Annotated in this window: 15 protein-coding genes and 1 pseudogene; 11 read left to right on the forward strand and 5 right to left on the reverse strand. The window is 33.9% G+C overall.

The annotated features are described in order from the left end of the window. Window positions 1-518 precede the first annotated feature (518 nt). Window positions 519-800 (reverse strand): hypothetical protein, encoded by a 282-nt coding sequence (locus FA048_RS10555; protein ID WP_136840621.1) that lies wholly within the window; start codon window positions 798-800, stop codon window positions 519-521. Window positions 801-919: 119 nt separating this feature from the next. Beyond that, window positions 920-1,327 (reverse strand): methylmalonyl-CoA epimerase, encoded by a 408-nt coding sequence (gene mce / locus FA048_RS10560; protein ID WP_136840622.1) that lies wholly within the window; start codon window positions 1,325-1,327, stop codon window positions 920-922. Between the two features lie 121 nt (window positions 1,328-1,448). Here mce and FA048_RS10565 point away from each other — a divergent pair, with 121 nt between their 5' ends. The 6 genes from FA048_RS10565 (at window position 1,449) to FA048_RS10590 (ending at window position 8,374) form a co-directional block, all read left to right on the forward strand. Continuing rightward, entirely contained in the window at window positions 1,449-2,660 is a 1,212-nt protein-coding gene (locus tag FA048_RS10565) for an IscS subfamily cysteine desulfurase (RefSeq protein WP_136840624.1), read from the forward strand. Window positions 2,661-2,867: 207 nt separating this feature from the next. Then, window positions 2,868-3,281 (forward strand): Fe-S cluster assembly scaffold IscU, encoded by a 414-nt coding sequence (gene iscU, locus FA048_RS10570; protein ID WP_131554107.1) that lies wholly within the window; start codon window positions 2,868-2,870, stop codon window positions 3,279-3,281. A gap of 64 nt (window positions 3,282-3,345) precedes the next feature. Further along, window positions 3,346-3,672: a HesB/IscA family protein gene (locus FA048_RS10575; RefSeq protein WP_136840625.1), complete on the forward strand. Its 327-nt coding sequence runs from the start codon at window positions 3,346-3,348 to the stop codon at window positions 3,670-3,672. A 295-nt stretch (window positions 3,673-3,967) separates the two neighbouring features. Further along, a complete protein-coding gene (locus FA048_RS10580; protein ID WP_136840627.1) occupies window positions 3,968-5,878 on the forward strand; it encodes an AMP-dependent synthetase/ligase in 1,911 nt (636 codons plus the stop codon). 410 nt (window positions 5,879-6,288) lie between these two features. Next, window positions 6,289-7,998 (forward strand): lysine--tRNA ligase, encoded by a 1,710-nt coding sequence (gene lysS, locus FA048_RS10585; RefSeq protein WP_136840628.1) that lies wholly within the window; start codon window positions 6,289-6,291, stop codon window positions 7,996-7,998. A gap of 163 nt (window positions 7,999-8,161) precedes the next feature. Beyond that, window positions 8,162-8,374, forward strand: coding sequence for a hypothetical protein (locus FA048_RS10590; RefSeq protein WP_136840630.1), 213 nt, complete (start codon window positions 8,162-8,164; stop codon window positions 8,372-8,374). A gap of 75 nt (window positions 8,375-8,449) precedes the next feature. Here the strand turns inward: FA048_RS10590 and FA048_RS10595 are convergent, their stop codons facing one another. After that, window positions 8,450-8,992, reverse strand: coding sequence for a DUF2892 domain-containing protein (locus FA048_RS10595; RefSeq protein WP_136840631.1), 543 nt, complete (start codon window positions 8,990-8,992; stop codon window positions 8,450-8,452). A 160-nt stretch (window positions 8,993-9,152) separates the two neighbouring features. Between FA048_RS10595 and FA048_RS10600 the strand changes: the two genes are divergently transcribed. From FA048_RS10600 to FA048_RS20010, 3 genes and pseudogenes are all read left to right on the forward strand, one after another. Then, window positions 9,153-9,695, forward strand: coding sequence for a TlpA family protein disulfide reductase (locus FA048_RS10600; RefSeq protein WP_136840632.1), 543 nt, complete (start codon window positions 9,153-9,155; stop codon window positions 9,693-9,695). A 1-nt stretch (window position 9,696) separates the two neighbouring features. Continuing rightward, window positions 9,697-10,374: a uracil-DNA glycosylase gene (ung, locus tag FA048_RS10605; RefSeq protein WP_136840634.1), complete on the forward strand. Its 678-nt coding sequence runs from the start codon at window positions 9,697-9,699 to the stop codon at window positions 10,372-10,374. Between the two features lie 206 nt (window positions 10,375-10,580). Then, window positions 10,581-10,762 (forward strand): annotated as a pseudogene (locus FA048_RS20010) (GxxExxY protein); the annotation flags it as partial. Window positions 10,763-11,005: 243 nt separating this feature from the next. Here FA048_RS20010 and FA048_RS10615 read toward each other — a convergent pair. After that, on the reverse strand, window positions 11,006-11,476 hold the full coding sequence (locus tag FA048_RS10615; RefSeq protein ID WP_136840635.1) for an Lrp/AsnC family transcriptional regulator: 471 nt from the start codon (window positions 11,474-11,476) through the stop codon (window positions 11,006-11,008). A 137-nt stretch (window positions 11,477-11,613) separates the two neighbouring features. Here FA048_RS10615 and FA048_RS10620 point away from each other — a divergent pair, with 137 nt between their 5' ends. Next, window positions 11,614-12,264, forward strand: coding sequence for a metal-dependent transcriptional regulator (locus FA048_RS10620; protein WP_136840637.1), 651 nt, complete (start codon window positions 11,614-11,616; stop codon window positions 12,262-12,264). Window positions 12,265-12,266: 2 nt separating this feature from the next. Further along, the gene (locus tag FA048_RS10625) at window positions 12,267-14,126 is read left to right on the forward strand and encodes an Nramp family divalent metal transporter (protein ID WP_136840638.1); all 1,860 of its coding nucleotides are present in this window, start codon (window positions 12,267-12,269) and stop codon (window positions 14,124-14,126) included. On the opposite strand, the gene FA048_RS10630 is transcribed toward FA048_RS10625, so the two are convergent. After that, window positions 14,101-14,574 carry a thioredoxin family protein gene (locus FA048_RS10630; protein WP_136840640.1) on the reverse strand — a complete coding sequence of 158 codons (474 nt, stop codon included), beginning with the start codon at window positions 14,572-14,574 and terminating at the stop codon, window positions 14,101-14,103. The two genes, FA048_RS10625 and FA048_RS10630, sit on opposite strands and share 26 nt — an antisense overlap. Between the last annotated feature and the right edge of the window lies 1 nt (window position 14,575).

Genomic DNA, 14,575 nt, shown 5'->3' on the forward strand with positions numbered 1-14,575 from the left:
ATTGGAGCTTCAATGCTTACATCAAAATGGAGTATTGTCGATTTAAGGGTCTTCGAAAAGCTCAGACTGACAAGCTATGAGCTATTAATCACAAAGGTCTTTTAGATTTGATGATTCCTTTTTGCTCCTTAGCAACCCTTCAAAAAAAACAATCTCTTCCCAAGAACCACTGTCCAAAGAGCGCTGGCCCGAAAGAACGGCGAGCCATGCGAAAGCCTGTGAGGGGAAGCATCGTTCTTTCCTGATTTATTCAGATTGGCTTATATTTTTATAGGCATTCATGAGCTCGCAAGCTCGGTTTTTGCTCAACTTTTCCATCAAGGGAAATTGCGCAGCAATCTTTAACACCCCTAAAATATACAACCGTTAAAAACTTGTTGCCCCCGCGGCAAAGAGCGGACACCTCTAAAGAACCTTTTTATTAAAGGAAATCGAGTAAATACCCATCCGTTAAAATAGAGTTATTTTGTGATTTATTTTAGCATTAGTTTATCATCACCTTGACATTCCCAAGTATACTACCCACCAGAATACTTCTTCCATGTCTCAATTTTAGCCTTCTGCCTTGCAATATATGCATCAGCAATCACTTCGGCAGAGCTAGCACCCTCTGTAGTTTCTAATTGCTGTTTCAGCTTATCCTGATCAACATCTGCTTTATATAAAATCTGTAAAAGTTTAGGAAAATCATCATCAATAAGGTATGCAAAAGTCTTAACCATCACCTCACGCAATTGATTTTCCGAGAGATTTTCATCAACCTCAAAGTCTTTACTAATTATTTTTATCAACGAATTCATTTAGCATTGAAGATGTGTATTACTACACTTATAACTTATAACTTGTAACTTAAAACGTAAACTTTTAACCATTTTTCAGATCCATTTTAATACTAATGAACCAATGTGCCAATGAACCACTATATCCACTTAATCTCTTGGCAAAGTTCTATTAAAACCCCATTTGCTTCTTTTGGGTGCACAAAACAAACCATTTTATTATCTGCTCCTTTTTTAGGCTGGTCATTCAATAAAACAAAGCCCTCTTTCTTTAACCTATCCATTTCCTCTAAAATATCATCTACCGCAAAAGCAATGTGATGCACCCCCTCTCCTTTTTTCTCTAAAAACTTAGCGATAGCACTGTCTGGAGAAGTAGCTACTAACAATTCTATCTTATTTTCTCCGGTCTTTAAAAAGGCAGTATTTACGCTTTCTGAGGCAACCAACTCAGTTTTATAACAATCTGTGTTTAACAATCGTTGATAAATATCTATAGAATTAGTTAGGTTTTTAACGGCTATCCCAATGTGTTCAATCTTATTCATGGCAAATATGGTTATGTGAATGTAAAAATGCGAGTTTTAACTATATGTTCATAGCTATAATCTATTATTGTTAGGAAAGTTTTTTCGTATCTTTGTATATTAATAAGAACAAAAATATATAATGGAACTTCCGATTTACTTAGATAACAACGCCACAACTCCACTAGATCCTAGAGTGTTAGAGGCAATGCTACCATACTTTACCAGCAAATTTGGCAATGCAGCTAGCCGTAACCACGCTTTTGGTTGGGTAGCAGAAGAAGGTGTAGACTATGCTCGTGAACAAGTGGCTAAGTTAATTGGCTGTACCGAAAAAGAAATTATTTTTACCTCTGGCGCAACAGAAGCTGATAATTTAGGTATTAAAGGCGTTTTTGAGATGTACTCAGAAAAAGGTAACCATATTATTACTGCAACAACAGAACATAAAGCTGTTTTAGATACTTGTAAACATTTAGAGAAATTAGGCGCTAAGGTTACTTATTTAAAAGTAAAAGAAGATGGCTTAATTGATTTAGCAGAATTAGAAGCTGCAATGACACCACAAACCATTTTAGTAACCATTATGTATGGTAACAACGAAATTGGTGTTGTACAACCTGTAAAAGAAATAGCTGCAATTGCACATAAACATGGTGCTTTGTTTTTTACTGATGCTACACAAGCTGTTGGTAAAATTCCCGTAGATGTAAATGCAGATGGAATTGACTTAATGGCTTTCAGTGCACATAAAATGTACGGACCAAAAGGTGTAGGTGTTTTATATGTACGTAGAAAAAATCCAAGAGTTAAAGTTACAGCCCAAATGGATGGTGGCGGCCACGAACGCGGTATGCGTTCTGGAACATTAAACGTACCAGGCATTGTTGGCTTAGGTAAAGCTTGTGAGCTTTGTCGTTTAGAAATGGACGAAGAAGCTAAACGTTTATCAGCTTTACGTGATAAATTAGAAGCATCTTTAACTACCATGGAAGAAAGTTATGTAAATGGTAATACACAACATCGTTTACCACATGTAGCCAATATCTCTTTCAAATATGTAGAAGGTGAAGGTTTAATGATGGCAATGAAAGACTTAGCAGTATCTTCTGGATCTGCATGTACTTCGGCATCTTTAGAACCATCTTATGTATTAAAAAGCTTAGGATTATCTGATGATTTAGCACACTCTTCAATCCGTTTCGGATTAGGGCGTTTTACTACCGAAGAAGAAGTTGATTACGCAATAGAAAATACTAAAAAAGCAGTAAACCATTTAAGAGACCTTTCTCCACTTTGGGAAATGTTTAAAGAAGGTATCGATTTGAGTAAAATCGAATGGGCTGAGCATTAATTTGCGGAGCAAATTAATAGTTAAAAGTTGCAAGTTAAAAGTTATAGGTCTGGGTGTATTATCATTACTCCTAAATAAGTACACCTAAACCTGACAACATGTAAATAGAAATTGTTGCATTTTGAGATTTGCCCCGCAACTCACAACCTGTAACTCATAACAAAAGAATTATTCATCTCCGAAAAGGAGATTTAAAGAAAATAAAAAATGGCATATTCAGAAAAAGTAATGGAACACTATACCAACCCTCGTAATGTTGGTACATTAAATAAAGACAGTAAATCTGTTGGTACAGGTTTAGTTGGCGCTCCTGAGTGTGGAGATGTAATGCGTTTACAAATTGAAGTAGATGCAAACAATGTAATTACTGATGCTAAATTTAAAACATTTGGCTGTGGTTCGGCAATTGCTTCTTCATCATTAGCTACAGAGTGGTTAAAAGGAAAAACAATTGATGAAGCATTAACTATAGACAATATGGATATTGTTGAAGAATTAGCTTTACCACCAGTAAAAATTCACTGTTCTGTTTTAGCAGAAGATGCAATTAAATCGGCAATTAACGATTACCGCGTTAAAAACGGATTAGAAGCATTTGAATTGGCTAAATCACACCACTAAAATAAGTAGCAAGAGCAAGACTGAGATTTCCTTGCTTGATACTCGATACTCAAATCTTGATACTATGATAACGATAACCGATAAAGCAAAAAGCAAAATAGACCACCTAATGCAGGATTCTGAAATGGGTTCTGATTACTTTTTACGTGTTTCTGTGAAAGGTGGCGGTTGCTCTGGTTTATCTTATAATTTAGATTTCGATAACGAAGTTAAAACCGGAGACCAATTTTTTGAAGACCGTGGCATTAAAATAGCCTTAGATATGAAATCATTTTTATACCTAGCAGGTACAGAACTAGATTTTACCGATGGTTTAAATGGTAAAGGATTTGCTTTTAATAATCCAAACGCTAGCCGCTCTTGTGGCTGTGGCGAAAGTTTTTCTGTTTAATAATACATTTATTAATTTCCCAGAGGGTTCCGAAATTTCGGGACCCTTTTTTGTTGCCTAATTTTCTCATGTAAGGCATTTTAGAAACTTAATTTCTTTAACTTCCATCGTATCGAACGCAGCGAAGCGAGGAGATATCCCATGCTGTTGTCCACCATCAAGGCATTCTCAGATTTCTTAATCGGTTAAAACAACTTTTTTCACGTACTTTTGTTATTCACTATATAGTTTGATTGCATATTTAGCACGAATAACTTATCATTGCTTTACAAAACAAACCAAACATTTTCAGCACATGGTCTCATTTAACGAATTTTCTACTGTTCCGAGTTTATTACGTAACGTAGTAGAAAATATTCATAAACCTGAAGAAACTTTTTTAATTCATAAAAAAAATACAACCTGGGAGGAAATATCTTTTAAAGACACTTTATTGAGAGCAGATGCAATATCTGCCTTCTTTTTAGCAAAAGGAATTGCAAAAGGAGATAGACTGGGCTTAATGATCGAAAATTCACCTGAATATGTTTATTTCGATCAAGGAATTCAACAAATAGGCGCGATCAATACTTCTATTTATCCAACTTTATCAGAACATGAAGTAGAATACATCATTAATGATTCTGGTATTAAAGCCATCCTGATTGGTAACCCTTTCTTATTCAAGAAAATTTTAAAAATATCGGCTAACTGCCAAGAATTAAAATACATTATTCCAGCATTTGCTGGATATGAAAAAGTGACAATTCCGGAAGCTAACAAGGCTGAAATTATTCCTTTCACTACTTTGTTAGAAAAATCTGTAAGTGCAGAAGAGCAGAAATTAATTAACCAAAGAAGAAGAGAGGTTTTACCTGCGGATGTATCTTCTTTAATTTACACTTCTGGAACAACAGGAACGCCAAAAGGTGTAATGTTAACGCATAATAATTTTGTAGAAAATGTAAATGTGTGTTTGCAACAGATTCCTGTGATAGATGAAACAGAGACTTTCCTTTCGTTTTTACCACTTTCTCACGTATTTGAGCGCACTGCAACCTACCATGTATGTTGTGCACAAGGTTGTAAAATGGCTTTTGCGCAAAGCTTAGAACTGTTGGCTAAAAATATGGGCGAGGTAAGACCGACAGTAATGTCTTGCGTTCCTCGTTTATTAGAACGTATTCACGATAAAGCCATTAAATCTGGAACAGCTGGTGGTGGCACAAAAGCGAAAATATTTACTTGGGCTTTAGCAACAGGGAACGATTATCGTGTTAAAAAAGAAGCAGGAAAAAACCCTGGTTTAATTTTAGGCGCTAAAAAAGCAATTGCTGAGAAATTAGTATTCAGTAAAATAAAGGAGAAAACTGGTGGCAGATTAAAATTCATGCTTTCTGGTGGTGCTGCCCTTCCCAAAAACGTTGGTGAATTTTTTGGCGATTTAGGCATTAAAATTTTAGAAGGTTTTGGTTTAACCGAAACATCGCCAGTCATGTCTGTAACCGAATACCACAGACAAGTTTATGGTACAGTTGGGCGTGTTATACCTGGCATTGAAGTAGGTATTCAAAATTATGATACCAAAGAAATATTAGCCATACAAACACATGAAAGCTTCAACGAAGATTTTGAGAGTGAAGAAGGCGAATTAATTGTTCGTGGTCATTGCGTAATGAAAGGTTATTTTAACAAACCTGCTGAAACTGCTGAAGTAATAGATAGAGACAGATGGTTTCATACAGGTGATATTGCTCGTTTTTATAAAGGTAATTTGCAAATCACCGATCGGTTAAAGAACATGATTGTGAATGCTTATGGCAAAAATGTTTATCCCACGCCTGTTGAAAATATCTATTTAAAAAGTCCTAAGATTGAGCAGTTGTTTTTAATTGGCGATAAACGTGAATTCATTACGGCCATCATTATTCCAAATAAAGAAACACTTCAGGAAACCTTTAATTTAAGTGAATCATTCTTTCAAGAAGAAGGAGATTTTATCGAAAATGCTGAGATTAAGGAATGGTTTGAGAAAGACATTAAAAAGATTTCTAACGAATTAGCCAAATTTGAGCGTATTAAAAACTTCAAAATAAAGCGAAATCCATTTAGTATGGATGAAGGCGAAATTACCCCTACTATGAAAGTTAAACGCAGAGTTGTAGAGAAAAAATACATTGAAGCCATTAATGCGATGTATGAAGAAAGCGTTGAGGCTGAATCATAATTTTTGTCATTCCGAGGAACGAGGAATCTATTTTAGAGACTTAACTTTGAGATCCTTCACTTCGTTCTGGATGACAAATCAAATATTATCTCTGGTTGGTGTTATCACCAACCATTTCGACCTCATTTTGTAACTATTTCAAATTCACTTCCTTTTGACCAACTTTCTATGGCCACTGTTACAAACTAGCACAACCTTTGTTATTTAAACAGGATAGCAGCGAAAAGCCCGGAGTGTAGCGCAGCAAAATGAGGACTTGTAGCGTATAGCCCGACTTACGTTAATAGTAATTCTCATTTGCTTTTCAAAAAATAAAACGCCCAAGCTTTAAGCTTACTTTACGAACAATCGGGGCCGGTTATACCACGTAATAACGGAAGAATTTGTTACTTTTGCAAAAACTACAATAAATGAGTACAGGATTATCAGAACAGGAAATATTACGTCGCGATTCATTAAAACAACTTCGTGAGTTAGGTATCAACCCATATCCTGCAGAAGCATATGAAATTAATGCCAATGCAGCAGACATTTTAGCAAACTACGAAAAGGATAAAACAGCATATAAGACCATCAGCATTGCCGGAAGAATAATGGGCCGTAACATTATGGGAGCAGCATCTTTTGCTGAACTACAGGATGCAACAGGTCGTATTCAAATCTATTTAAAACGTGATGAGCTTTGCCCTGGAGATGATAAGACTCTTTACAATACCGTATTTAAGAAATTATTAGATATTGGTGATTTTATAGGTATAGAAGGCTATGTTTTCACCACCCAAACGGGGGAAATCTCTATCCATGTAACTAAATTCACGGTACTATCTAAATCTTTACGCCCATTACCAATTGTAAAACGTGATGATGATGGTAATGTATATGATGGATTTACCAATCCTGAGTTGCGTTACAGAATGCGTTATGTAGATTTAACAGTTAATCCAGATTATAAACAAATCTTCATCAACCGTTCTAAAGTAATCAATACCATGCGTAATTACTTTGATAACCAAGGTTGGATGGAAGTTGAAACACCTATTTTACAGGCTGTTCATGGTGGTGCAGCAGCTCGTCCTTTTGAAACCTACCACAATACTTTAGATATGCCTCTATTCCTTCGCATTGCGAATGAACTGTATTTAAAAAGATTAATTGTTGCAGGTTTTGATGGTGTATATGAGTTCGGAAAAATGTTCAGAAATGAAGGGATGGACCGTACCCACAACCCAGAGTTTACTGCAATGGAGATTTATGTAGCTTATAAAGACTACATCTGGATGATGGGAATGGTGGAAGAATGTTTAGAGAAAATTGCTACAACTATTCACGGGCAGCCAATTGTTAAGGTTGGTGAACACGAAATTAACTTCGGTGGACCATATGAAAAATTAACAATGTATGAGTCTATAGAGAAATATACAGGTATCGATGTTTCTGCAATGAGTGAAGCTGAAATTGCTGCTGAATGTAAAAAATTGGGTATCGAAATAGATGATTCGATGGGTCGTGGTAAATTAATTGATGAGTTATTTAGCGAGAAAGTTGAAGCTAATTTAATTCAACCAACTTACATTACAGACTATCCTTTAGAAATGACACCACTAGCTAAAAAACACCGTAGCAAAGATGGCCTTGTAGAACGCTTTGAGTTATTTGTAAATGGTAAAGAAATTGCCAATGCTTATTCTGAATTAAATGATCCAATTGATCAAAAAGAACGCTTTGAAGAACAATTAAAACTAGCTGCAAGAGGTGATGATGAAGCAATGGCAATGGATGATGACTTTGTTCGTGCGTTAGAGTACGGAATGCCTCCTACTTCAGGTCTAGGTATAGGTATAGACCGTTTGGTGATGTTAATGACCAACCAATCAACTATTCAGGAAGTATTATTCTTCCCGCAAATGCGCCCTGAGAAAAAGAGAATAGAGCTTACACCTGAAGAAACAGAGTTATTTGGCCTGGTTAAAGAAGAAGAGCAATTCCTTTTAACAGATGTTAAAGCAAAATTAACTGATTGGAGCAATAAAAAATGGGATACTACTTTAAAAGCCCTTACAGGAAAGGGTATTTTAAAAGTTGTAAAAACAGATGATGGTTTGTTTTTATCGCGTAAATAGTTAGCTTACTTTAACTATAGTCAGTGTGATACAATTTCTTAATACGCTATACACACTACCTAATCCTAACTGTTAACACAATCATAACAAAAACTTAAAGGCTTATCGTATTAATTACGGTAAGCCTTTTTTAATTTTAGGCCGTTAACAAATCATTTTAATTATGAATAGTTCAAGCTTAGAGATTACCGAAAACCAATATTGCATTAAATTGAGTAAAGATACATTCGACTTATCACTTGTTCGTCAATTGATTAAGCGCATACAAGCAGAAGAATTATTCTTTAGTCGTAAAAACGAAAACTTTGAAGATGATATCATCAGCAGAACTTCATCAGAATATGATGAGAACTTTGATAGGTTGGATGAGAAATAACGGAGTTATAAGTGATACGTTATAAGTTTTAAGTTATTTCAAAACTTAAAACGTACTACTTAAAACTTATAACTATTAGCGGCTATAACGAACTTGTTGCTGTTTGTCCATCATACCCATCTGATCTTTCATTTGTTTAATCTGATCAGCTAGCAATTTATTTTTATCAGCTTTTTTAGCTTCAGCAAGATACATTGTTGCTTCACGTTTATTTCTTTTACCCATTGCAATACCAGCTAAACTTAATTTAGCTAAAGCCACATTGTGGTCCATATGCAAACCTAAGCTCAAGGCAGCTTTAAAATACTTTTCAGACTTCATAGGTGCTTTTCTAGACTCAATTAGTCCGATTAATAAATTATAATAGCCGTGTTGTACTCTATTTAATTCTTTCTCGTAATTTTTAATTCTTCCCAAAGCTTGTTCAGCCTTAGGCATATTGTCTTTACGTAAATGCCACTGGGCAATTAACATATTTTCGTTATAAAAATAAGTAACAAAAATAAGGATGCTTAAGAATATGAGTAAGCTTCCCCAACCCCAAAAACCGAAAAACATAAGTGCTGCTGCTGCACCTACAAAAGCGAACCCAATAATGAGACGTACTAAATTTGGCATAGTTTTATAATATTTGTGCAAATATCGTGTTTATATACCAAAAAATAGATTTAAAATTTATAATTTCAACAAAAAATTAAGTGGTAATTTTTTTATTAAGGCAGGTAAATTATTAAACTATTTACTTCAAAGATAGTCACACCATAAATCAAGTTCAGCTATGAAAAACGTACTTACAGGCCTTATCTTATTATTTGCTATGAATGCAAGCGCACAAGATTTAAATAAAACAATTGAAGATCCAAATAGACACAAACAAGTGATGTTAAACTTATGTACCAGAGAAGCAATTACTTCTTTTGCTGAATTTAAAGCCAGTTACGATCCAAATTACGCAGCTTATAAACCAGACTCTACAGCATTTACTGAATTGTCTAAATTATTAAAAGGTAAAAATGTAACCATTGTTTTAGGTACATGGTGTGGTGATAGTAAATATCAAGTTCCACACTTCCTAAAAATTATGGATGCACTTAAAGTAGATGAAAATAGAATAACTTTTATTGGAGTTGACGGCGCTAAACATGCAGAAAATGGCTTAATAGATAGTCTCAAAATCACCAATGTACCTACTTTTATTTTCAATGATAAAAAAGGTAAAGAAGTTGCTCGTATTACAGAAAGACCTACGGAAACCTTAGAAAAAGATATGCTTAAAGTTTTAGCAGTTAAACCAAAAAAAACAGAAGCTAAATCTAAATAATATGGCTGCAGCGCTAGATCCTAGCTGGTTAAATGTTTTAGGTACTGAATTAGAAAAGCCTTACATGAAAGAGCTTAAATCTTTTTTGCTTGACGAAAAGCAGAAAGGTTTTACTGTTTATCCCAAAGGTGCTGACATTTTTAATGCTTTTAACCATACCCCTTTCGACAAAGTTAAAGTCGTAATTTTAGGTCAAGACCCTTATCATGGGCAAGGACAAGCACATGGTTTATCTTTTTCTGTACAAAAGGGTATAGCAGTTCCTCCTTCTTTAAAAAACATGTATAAAGAATTGGCTGAAGAATTTCCTGATTTCAAAATACCAAATCATGGTGATTTAACCTCTTGGGCAGATCAAGGTGTGCTTTTGTTAAATGCCACGTTAACGGTAAGAGCTCATGAAGCGGGTTCTCACCAAAAAAGAGGATGGGAAACATTTACAGATTATGTAATTTCTGAATTATCAAACCAGCGAAGTGGATTGGTATTTCTACTTTGGGGACGTTATGCACAACAAAAGGAAGCATTGATAGATACCAGTAAGCATAATGTACTTAAAGCTGCGCACCCCTCTCCCTTTTCTGCCTATAATGGTTTCTTTGGATCAAATCATTTCAAAGAAGCAAATGAAATTTTAATTAAGGAGGGTTTAAAACCAATTAATTGGCAGATAGACTAACTGTTTTTTTACCACCAAAGACACCCAGAAAACCTAAGACAATATTAAATAATTTTATATATTAGAATATCCCTATTGATCATTTAAAATTATAAAATGATTAATAAAACTTATCTCAACGATTTAGAGTACCAAATAACTGGTGCTTGTATAGAAGTTCACAAAATTTTAGGACCTGGTTATTGGAAAGCATTTACCATAGGTGCTTGATTAGGGAGCTTCAAATCAGAAAAATTAATTTCATTTCTGAAAAAACGATTAGTGTTAATTACAAAGATCTAATTTTAGATACCGATCTTCGTGTAGACTTATTTATTGAAGGCTGTATGGTTTTAGAATTAAAATCTATGAAAGGATTTTACCTATCCATGAAGCACAAATTTTAACTTATATGAAAATCTTAAATGCTCCTGTTGGATTACTTATCAATTTCAACAGCACAAATATTATCCAGAATGGCAAAAAACCATTTGTGAATGAGTATTACCGTTCCCTATTTGAATAATCTTAAATTCTTTGAGATGTCTTAGATGGGGAAATGTAACAGCCTAGCCTAAAATTCTTATAAGCGGCATAAACTATAAACTTTGCCTTAGATTCCCTAAGATGTCTTAGATGGTGAAAAACAAAATTAGTACTCCAAAGGCACAATAGGTTCTTTCTTAGTAGTAGACATGATCATCATGGTCTGAAAAGTTTTAACTACGGAGATTTTACTAATTTTATCCATAATTAAACGCTCATAAGCTTTAATGTCATTTACATAAACCTTTAATAGAAAATCTGCCTGACCAGTTACATGGTGGCATTCTGTAATTTCATTAATTTGGTTTACTTCATCTAAAAAGATTTGAATAGTATTATTTTTATGAAAGTCTAACTGAACTTGAATAAAAGTTTTGATGCCCAACCCAAGTTTTTCCTCATCAACCAAGGCATGGTAGCTTTTAATGAATCCAGACATTTCTAGTTTACGTACTCTTTCTAATGTTGGAGCTGGAGAAAGGCCAATTTCTTGCGATAAAAGCAAATTGGTTATTCTACCATTTTCTTGTAAAAGCTTTAGAATTTTAAAATCAATTTTATCTAGTTCAGATGCCATAATATCTAGTTATACCCAAAGGTAGTAATAGTAACGCAGTTTTACCAAATTTTATTCTACAAAATCTTTAAAAAAATACTTTTTATTTTACAATAAAATTTTTAGATTTATCTAAATTTAAAATTAGATTAATAAAAATGCAATCTTATACCGAAGAGAACTATTTAAAGATCATTTACCATCTATCTGTAATTAGCAATCCAGTTCAAACTAATGCAATTGCCGAAAAAATACAAACCAAAGCCGCATCGGTTACAGACATGCTAAAAAAACTTTCTGATAAGGAGTTAGTAGACTATATAAAGTATCAAGGTGTAACCCTAACAGAAAAAGGAAAACTAACAGCCATAAATATTGTTAGGAAACATCGCCTATGGGAAGTTTTTTTAGTAGAAAAACTAAATTTTAAATGGGATGAAGTGCACGAAGTAGCTGAAGAATTAGAACACATTAAATCAACTTTATTAGTTGAACGTTTGGATGAATTCTTAGAATTTCCAAAAGTTGATCCTCATGGCGACCCTATACCAGACCAACATGGGAATTTTGCAAATCTATCTTTTATTAAACTAAGTAAGTTAAAAACTAATGAAAAAGGCACAATTACAGGAGTTAGTGAACACTCCTCTCCTTTTTTAAAGCACTTAGAAAAATTAGGATTAACCTTGGGTAAAAGAGTTGAAATATCAGAAATTATAGATTTTGATGGTTCAGTAGAATTATTAATTGATGATAAAAAATTGAATATAAGCAGAGAAGTAGCGAAACACATTTTAATTAGTAAATAAGTATGAAGGATAAGCAGTCTTTAAGCGAGGTACATCAAAGTGTTGCAACAGATAAACGTAAAGGTTGGAGAAGAATTTTAGCTTTCATAGGCCCTGCTTATTTGGTTAGTGTTGGCTACATGGATCCAGGAAACTGGGCTACAGACATTGCGGGGGGAAGTAAATTCGGATATCAATTGATCTGGGTGCTACTAATGTCTAATCTAATTGCATTATTACTTCAATCACTAAGTGCTCGTTTAGGTATAGTTAGAGGATTAGATTTGGCTCAAGCATCAAGAAATGCTTATCCAAAATGGGTTAATTTCCCCTTATTTATTTTGGCGCAAACTGCAATTATAGCTTGTGACTTGGCCGAAATTATTGGAATGGCAATCGGTTTAAACTTATTGTTTGGCTTACCATTAATTTGGGGGGTATCAATAACCATATTTGACACTGTTTTATTACTCTTTTTACTTAATAAAGGAATGCGAAAAATGGAAGCCTTTATTGTATCAATGGTATTTATTGTTGGTGTTTCTTTTTTAATAGAAATGTTTATTGTAGAACCCTCATTAAAAGAAATTGCAAAAGGTTTTGAACCCTCTATACTTTCTGGAGACGCATTGTACATTGCAATTGGTATTATAGGAGCAACAGTAATGCCCCATAATCTTTACCTGCACTCCTCCTTAGTACAGACCAGAAAATTTGAGAGAGATAATAAAGGAATTAAAGAAGCGATAAAGTTCAATTTCATAGATACTGCTGTTGCACTAAATCTAGCATTTTTTGTAAATGCTGCAATTTTAATTTTAGCCGCAGCAGCCTTTTTTAAAAATGGTTTTCACGAAGTTGCAGAAATACAAGATGCACATCGATTATTAAGCAACATTTTTGGCAGCATAGCTCCTGCGTTATTTGCCATCGCGTTAATTGCTGCTGGCCAGAGTAGTACGGTTACTGGCACGTTAGCTGGTCAAATTATTATGGAAGGTCATTTAAACTTAAGGATACAACCATGGTTACGAAGAATGATTACTCGTTTATTAGCAATTATCCCAGCTTTTTTTACCATACTATTTTTTGGTGAAAGTGCACTTGGAGGTTTATTAATTTTAAGTCAGGTTGTACTGAGTTTGCAGTTAGGCTTTGCGATTATTCCACTTATCCATTTAACATCCGACAAAAAAGAAATGAAAGACTTTACCATTAAAACTTGGGTTAAAGTTTTGGCATGGATGAGTGCAGTGGCAATTGTAAGCTTAAATATTAAACTAGTACTTGAAGAAATTACCGGATGGATTGCCGAAGCAGATGGTTGGTATATCTATGTTATTGTAATCCCTATGGCCATTTTAATTGGATTGTTGTTGATTTACATTTTCATCTATCCCCTACTAAATAAAAGGCAAAGGATTGGAAATGTACCACATGGAAATGCTTTAGCAATAGAGCATGTAGAAAAAATCAGCTACAAACGAATTGGTATCACTGTAGACTTCTCAAAAAATGATAGAAATACCATTCGTCATGCGCTAATTCAAGGCGGTAAAGAGGCTCATTATCATTTAATACATATTGTAGAAACGGCTGCAGCTAGATATCTTGGCGAAAAAGCAATGGACCATGAAACACAAACAGATACTGAAAATCTAGAAAAATATAGATTGAATTTATCTGAGTTAGGTTATGAATCTAGCTCACATATTGGATTTGGCAGTACTGCAAAGGCAATTGCAGCTATCAGTAAACAACACGATATGGAGCTTTTAGTAATGGGTGCTCACGGACATAAAGGTTTAAAAGATTTAATTTTTGGAACAACAGTAGATTCTGTTCGTCATAAAGTAACTATTCCGGTGTTAATTGTACGCTAGTTTTAATACTAAAACAAGTAAGCAATTTTGATAAATTACTGGCATTAATGAATTCATGATGCTGGTAAATGATCTCATTATTACTACTTAAAATATAAGTTGATGGAAAAATCAATTTCTTTTGGTTGGCTAATGCTATAGCTAATTCATGGTAGCCTGAAGTTTGATTAAATATAAATTGTTTATTCTGATAGGTAAAGGATTGTTTTTCTTCTGCATTTAATTTAACAAAATAATACTGCTCATTTAATAAAGGAACAACATTTTTATCCTTAAAAACCACTTCATCCATTGCTTTACAATAGCTGCACCAGTTGGTATAAACAAACACCAATAACTTTTTAATTTTTATCTTTTGTAGGCTATCTATTTGGTTAAAATTATAAATCTGCTGTTGTGCTTTAGCAGTAGAAATAATCAACAAGAGTGAGATTAAAAGGCACTTCATA

The organism is Pedobacter polaris, assembly GCF_005116505.1.
GTDB classification, from domain to species: domain Bacteria; phylum Bacteroidota; class Bacteroidia; order Sphingobacteriales; family Sphingobacteriaceae; genus Pedobacter; species Pedobacter polaris.

Coding starts and splice junctions, on each gene's coding strand:
- FA048_RS10630 (WP_136840640.1), bottom strand. CDS start 14,574: ATGAAGTGCCTTTTAATCTCACTCTTGTTGATTATTTCTACTGCTAAA.
- iscU (WP_131554107.1), top strand. CDS start 2,868: ATGGCATATTCAGAAAAAGTAATGGAACACTATACCAACCCTCGTAAT.
- lysS (WP_136840628.1), top strand. CDS start 6,289: ATGAGTACAGGATTATCAGAACAGGAAATATTACGTCGCGATTCATTA.
- FA048_RS10600 (WP_136840632.1), top strand. CDS start 9,153: ATGAAAAACGTACTTACAGGCCTTATCTTATTATTTGCTATGAATGCA.
- FA048_RS10580 (WP_136840627.1), top strand. CDS start 3,968: ATGGTCTCATTTAACGAATTTTCTACTGTTCCGAGTTTATTACGTAAC.
- FA048_RS10575 (WP_136840625.1), top strand. CDS start 3,346: ATGATAACGATAACCGATAAAGCAAAAAGCAAAATAGACCACCTAATG.
- FA048_RS10625 (WP_136840638.1), top strand. CDS start 12,267: ATGAAGGATAAGCAGTCTTTAAGCGAGGTACATCAAAGTGTTGCAACA.
- FA048_RS10555 (WP_136840621.1), bottom strand. CDS start 800: ATGAATTCGTTGATAAAAATAATTAGTAAAGACTTTGAGGTTGATGAA.
- FA048_RS10595 (WP_136840631.1), bottom strand. CDS start 8,992: ATGCCAAATTTAGTACGTCTCATTATTGGGTTCGCTTTTGTAGGTGCA.
- FA048_RS10615 (WP_136840635.1), bottom strand. CDS start 11,476: ATGGCATCTGAACTAGATAAAATTGATTTTAAAATTCTAAAGCTTTTA.
- mce (WP_136840622.1), bottom strand. CDS start 1,327: ATGAATAAGATTGAACACATTGGGATAGCCGTTAAAAACCTAACTAAT.
- FA048_RS10565 (WP_136840624.1), top strand. CDS start 1,449: ATGGAACTTCCGATTTACTTAGATAACAACGCCACAACTCCACTAGAT.
- FA048_RS10590 (WP_136840630.1), top strand. CDS start 8,162: ATGAATAGTTCAAGCTTAGAGATTACCGAAAACCAATATTGCATTAAA.
- ung (WP_136840634.1), top strand. CDS start 9,697: ATGGCTGCAGCGCTAGATCCTAGCTGGTTAAATGTTTTAGGTACTGAA.
- FA048_RS10620 (WP_136840637.1), top strand. CDS start 11,614: ATGCAATCTTATACCGAAGAGAACTATTTAAAGATCATTTACCATCTA.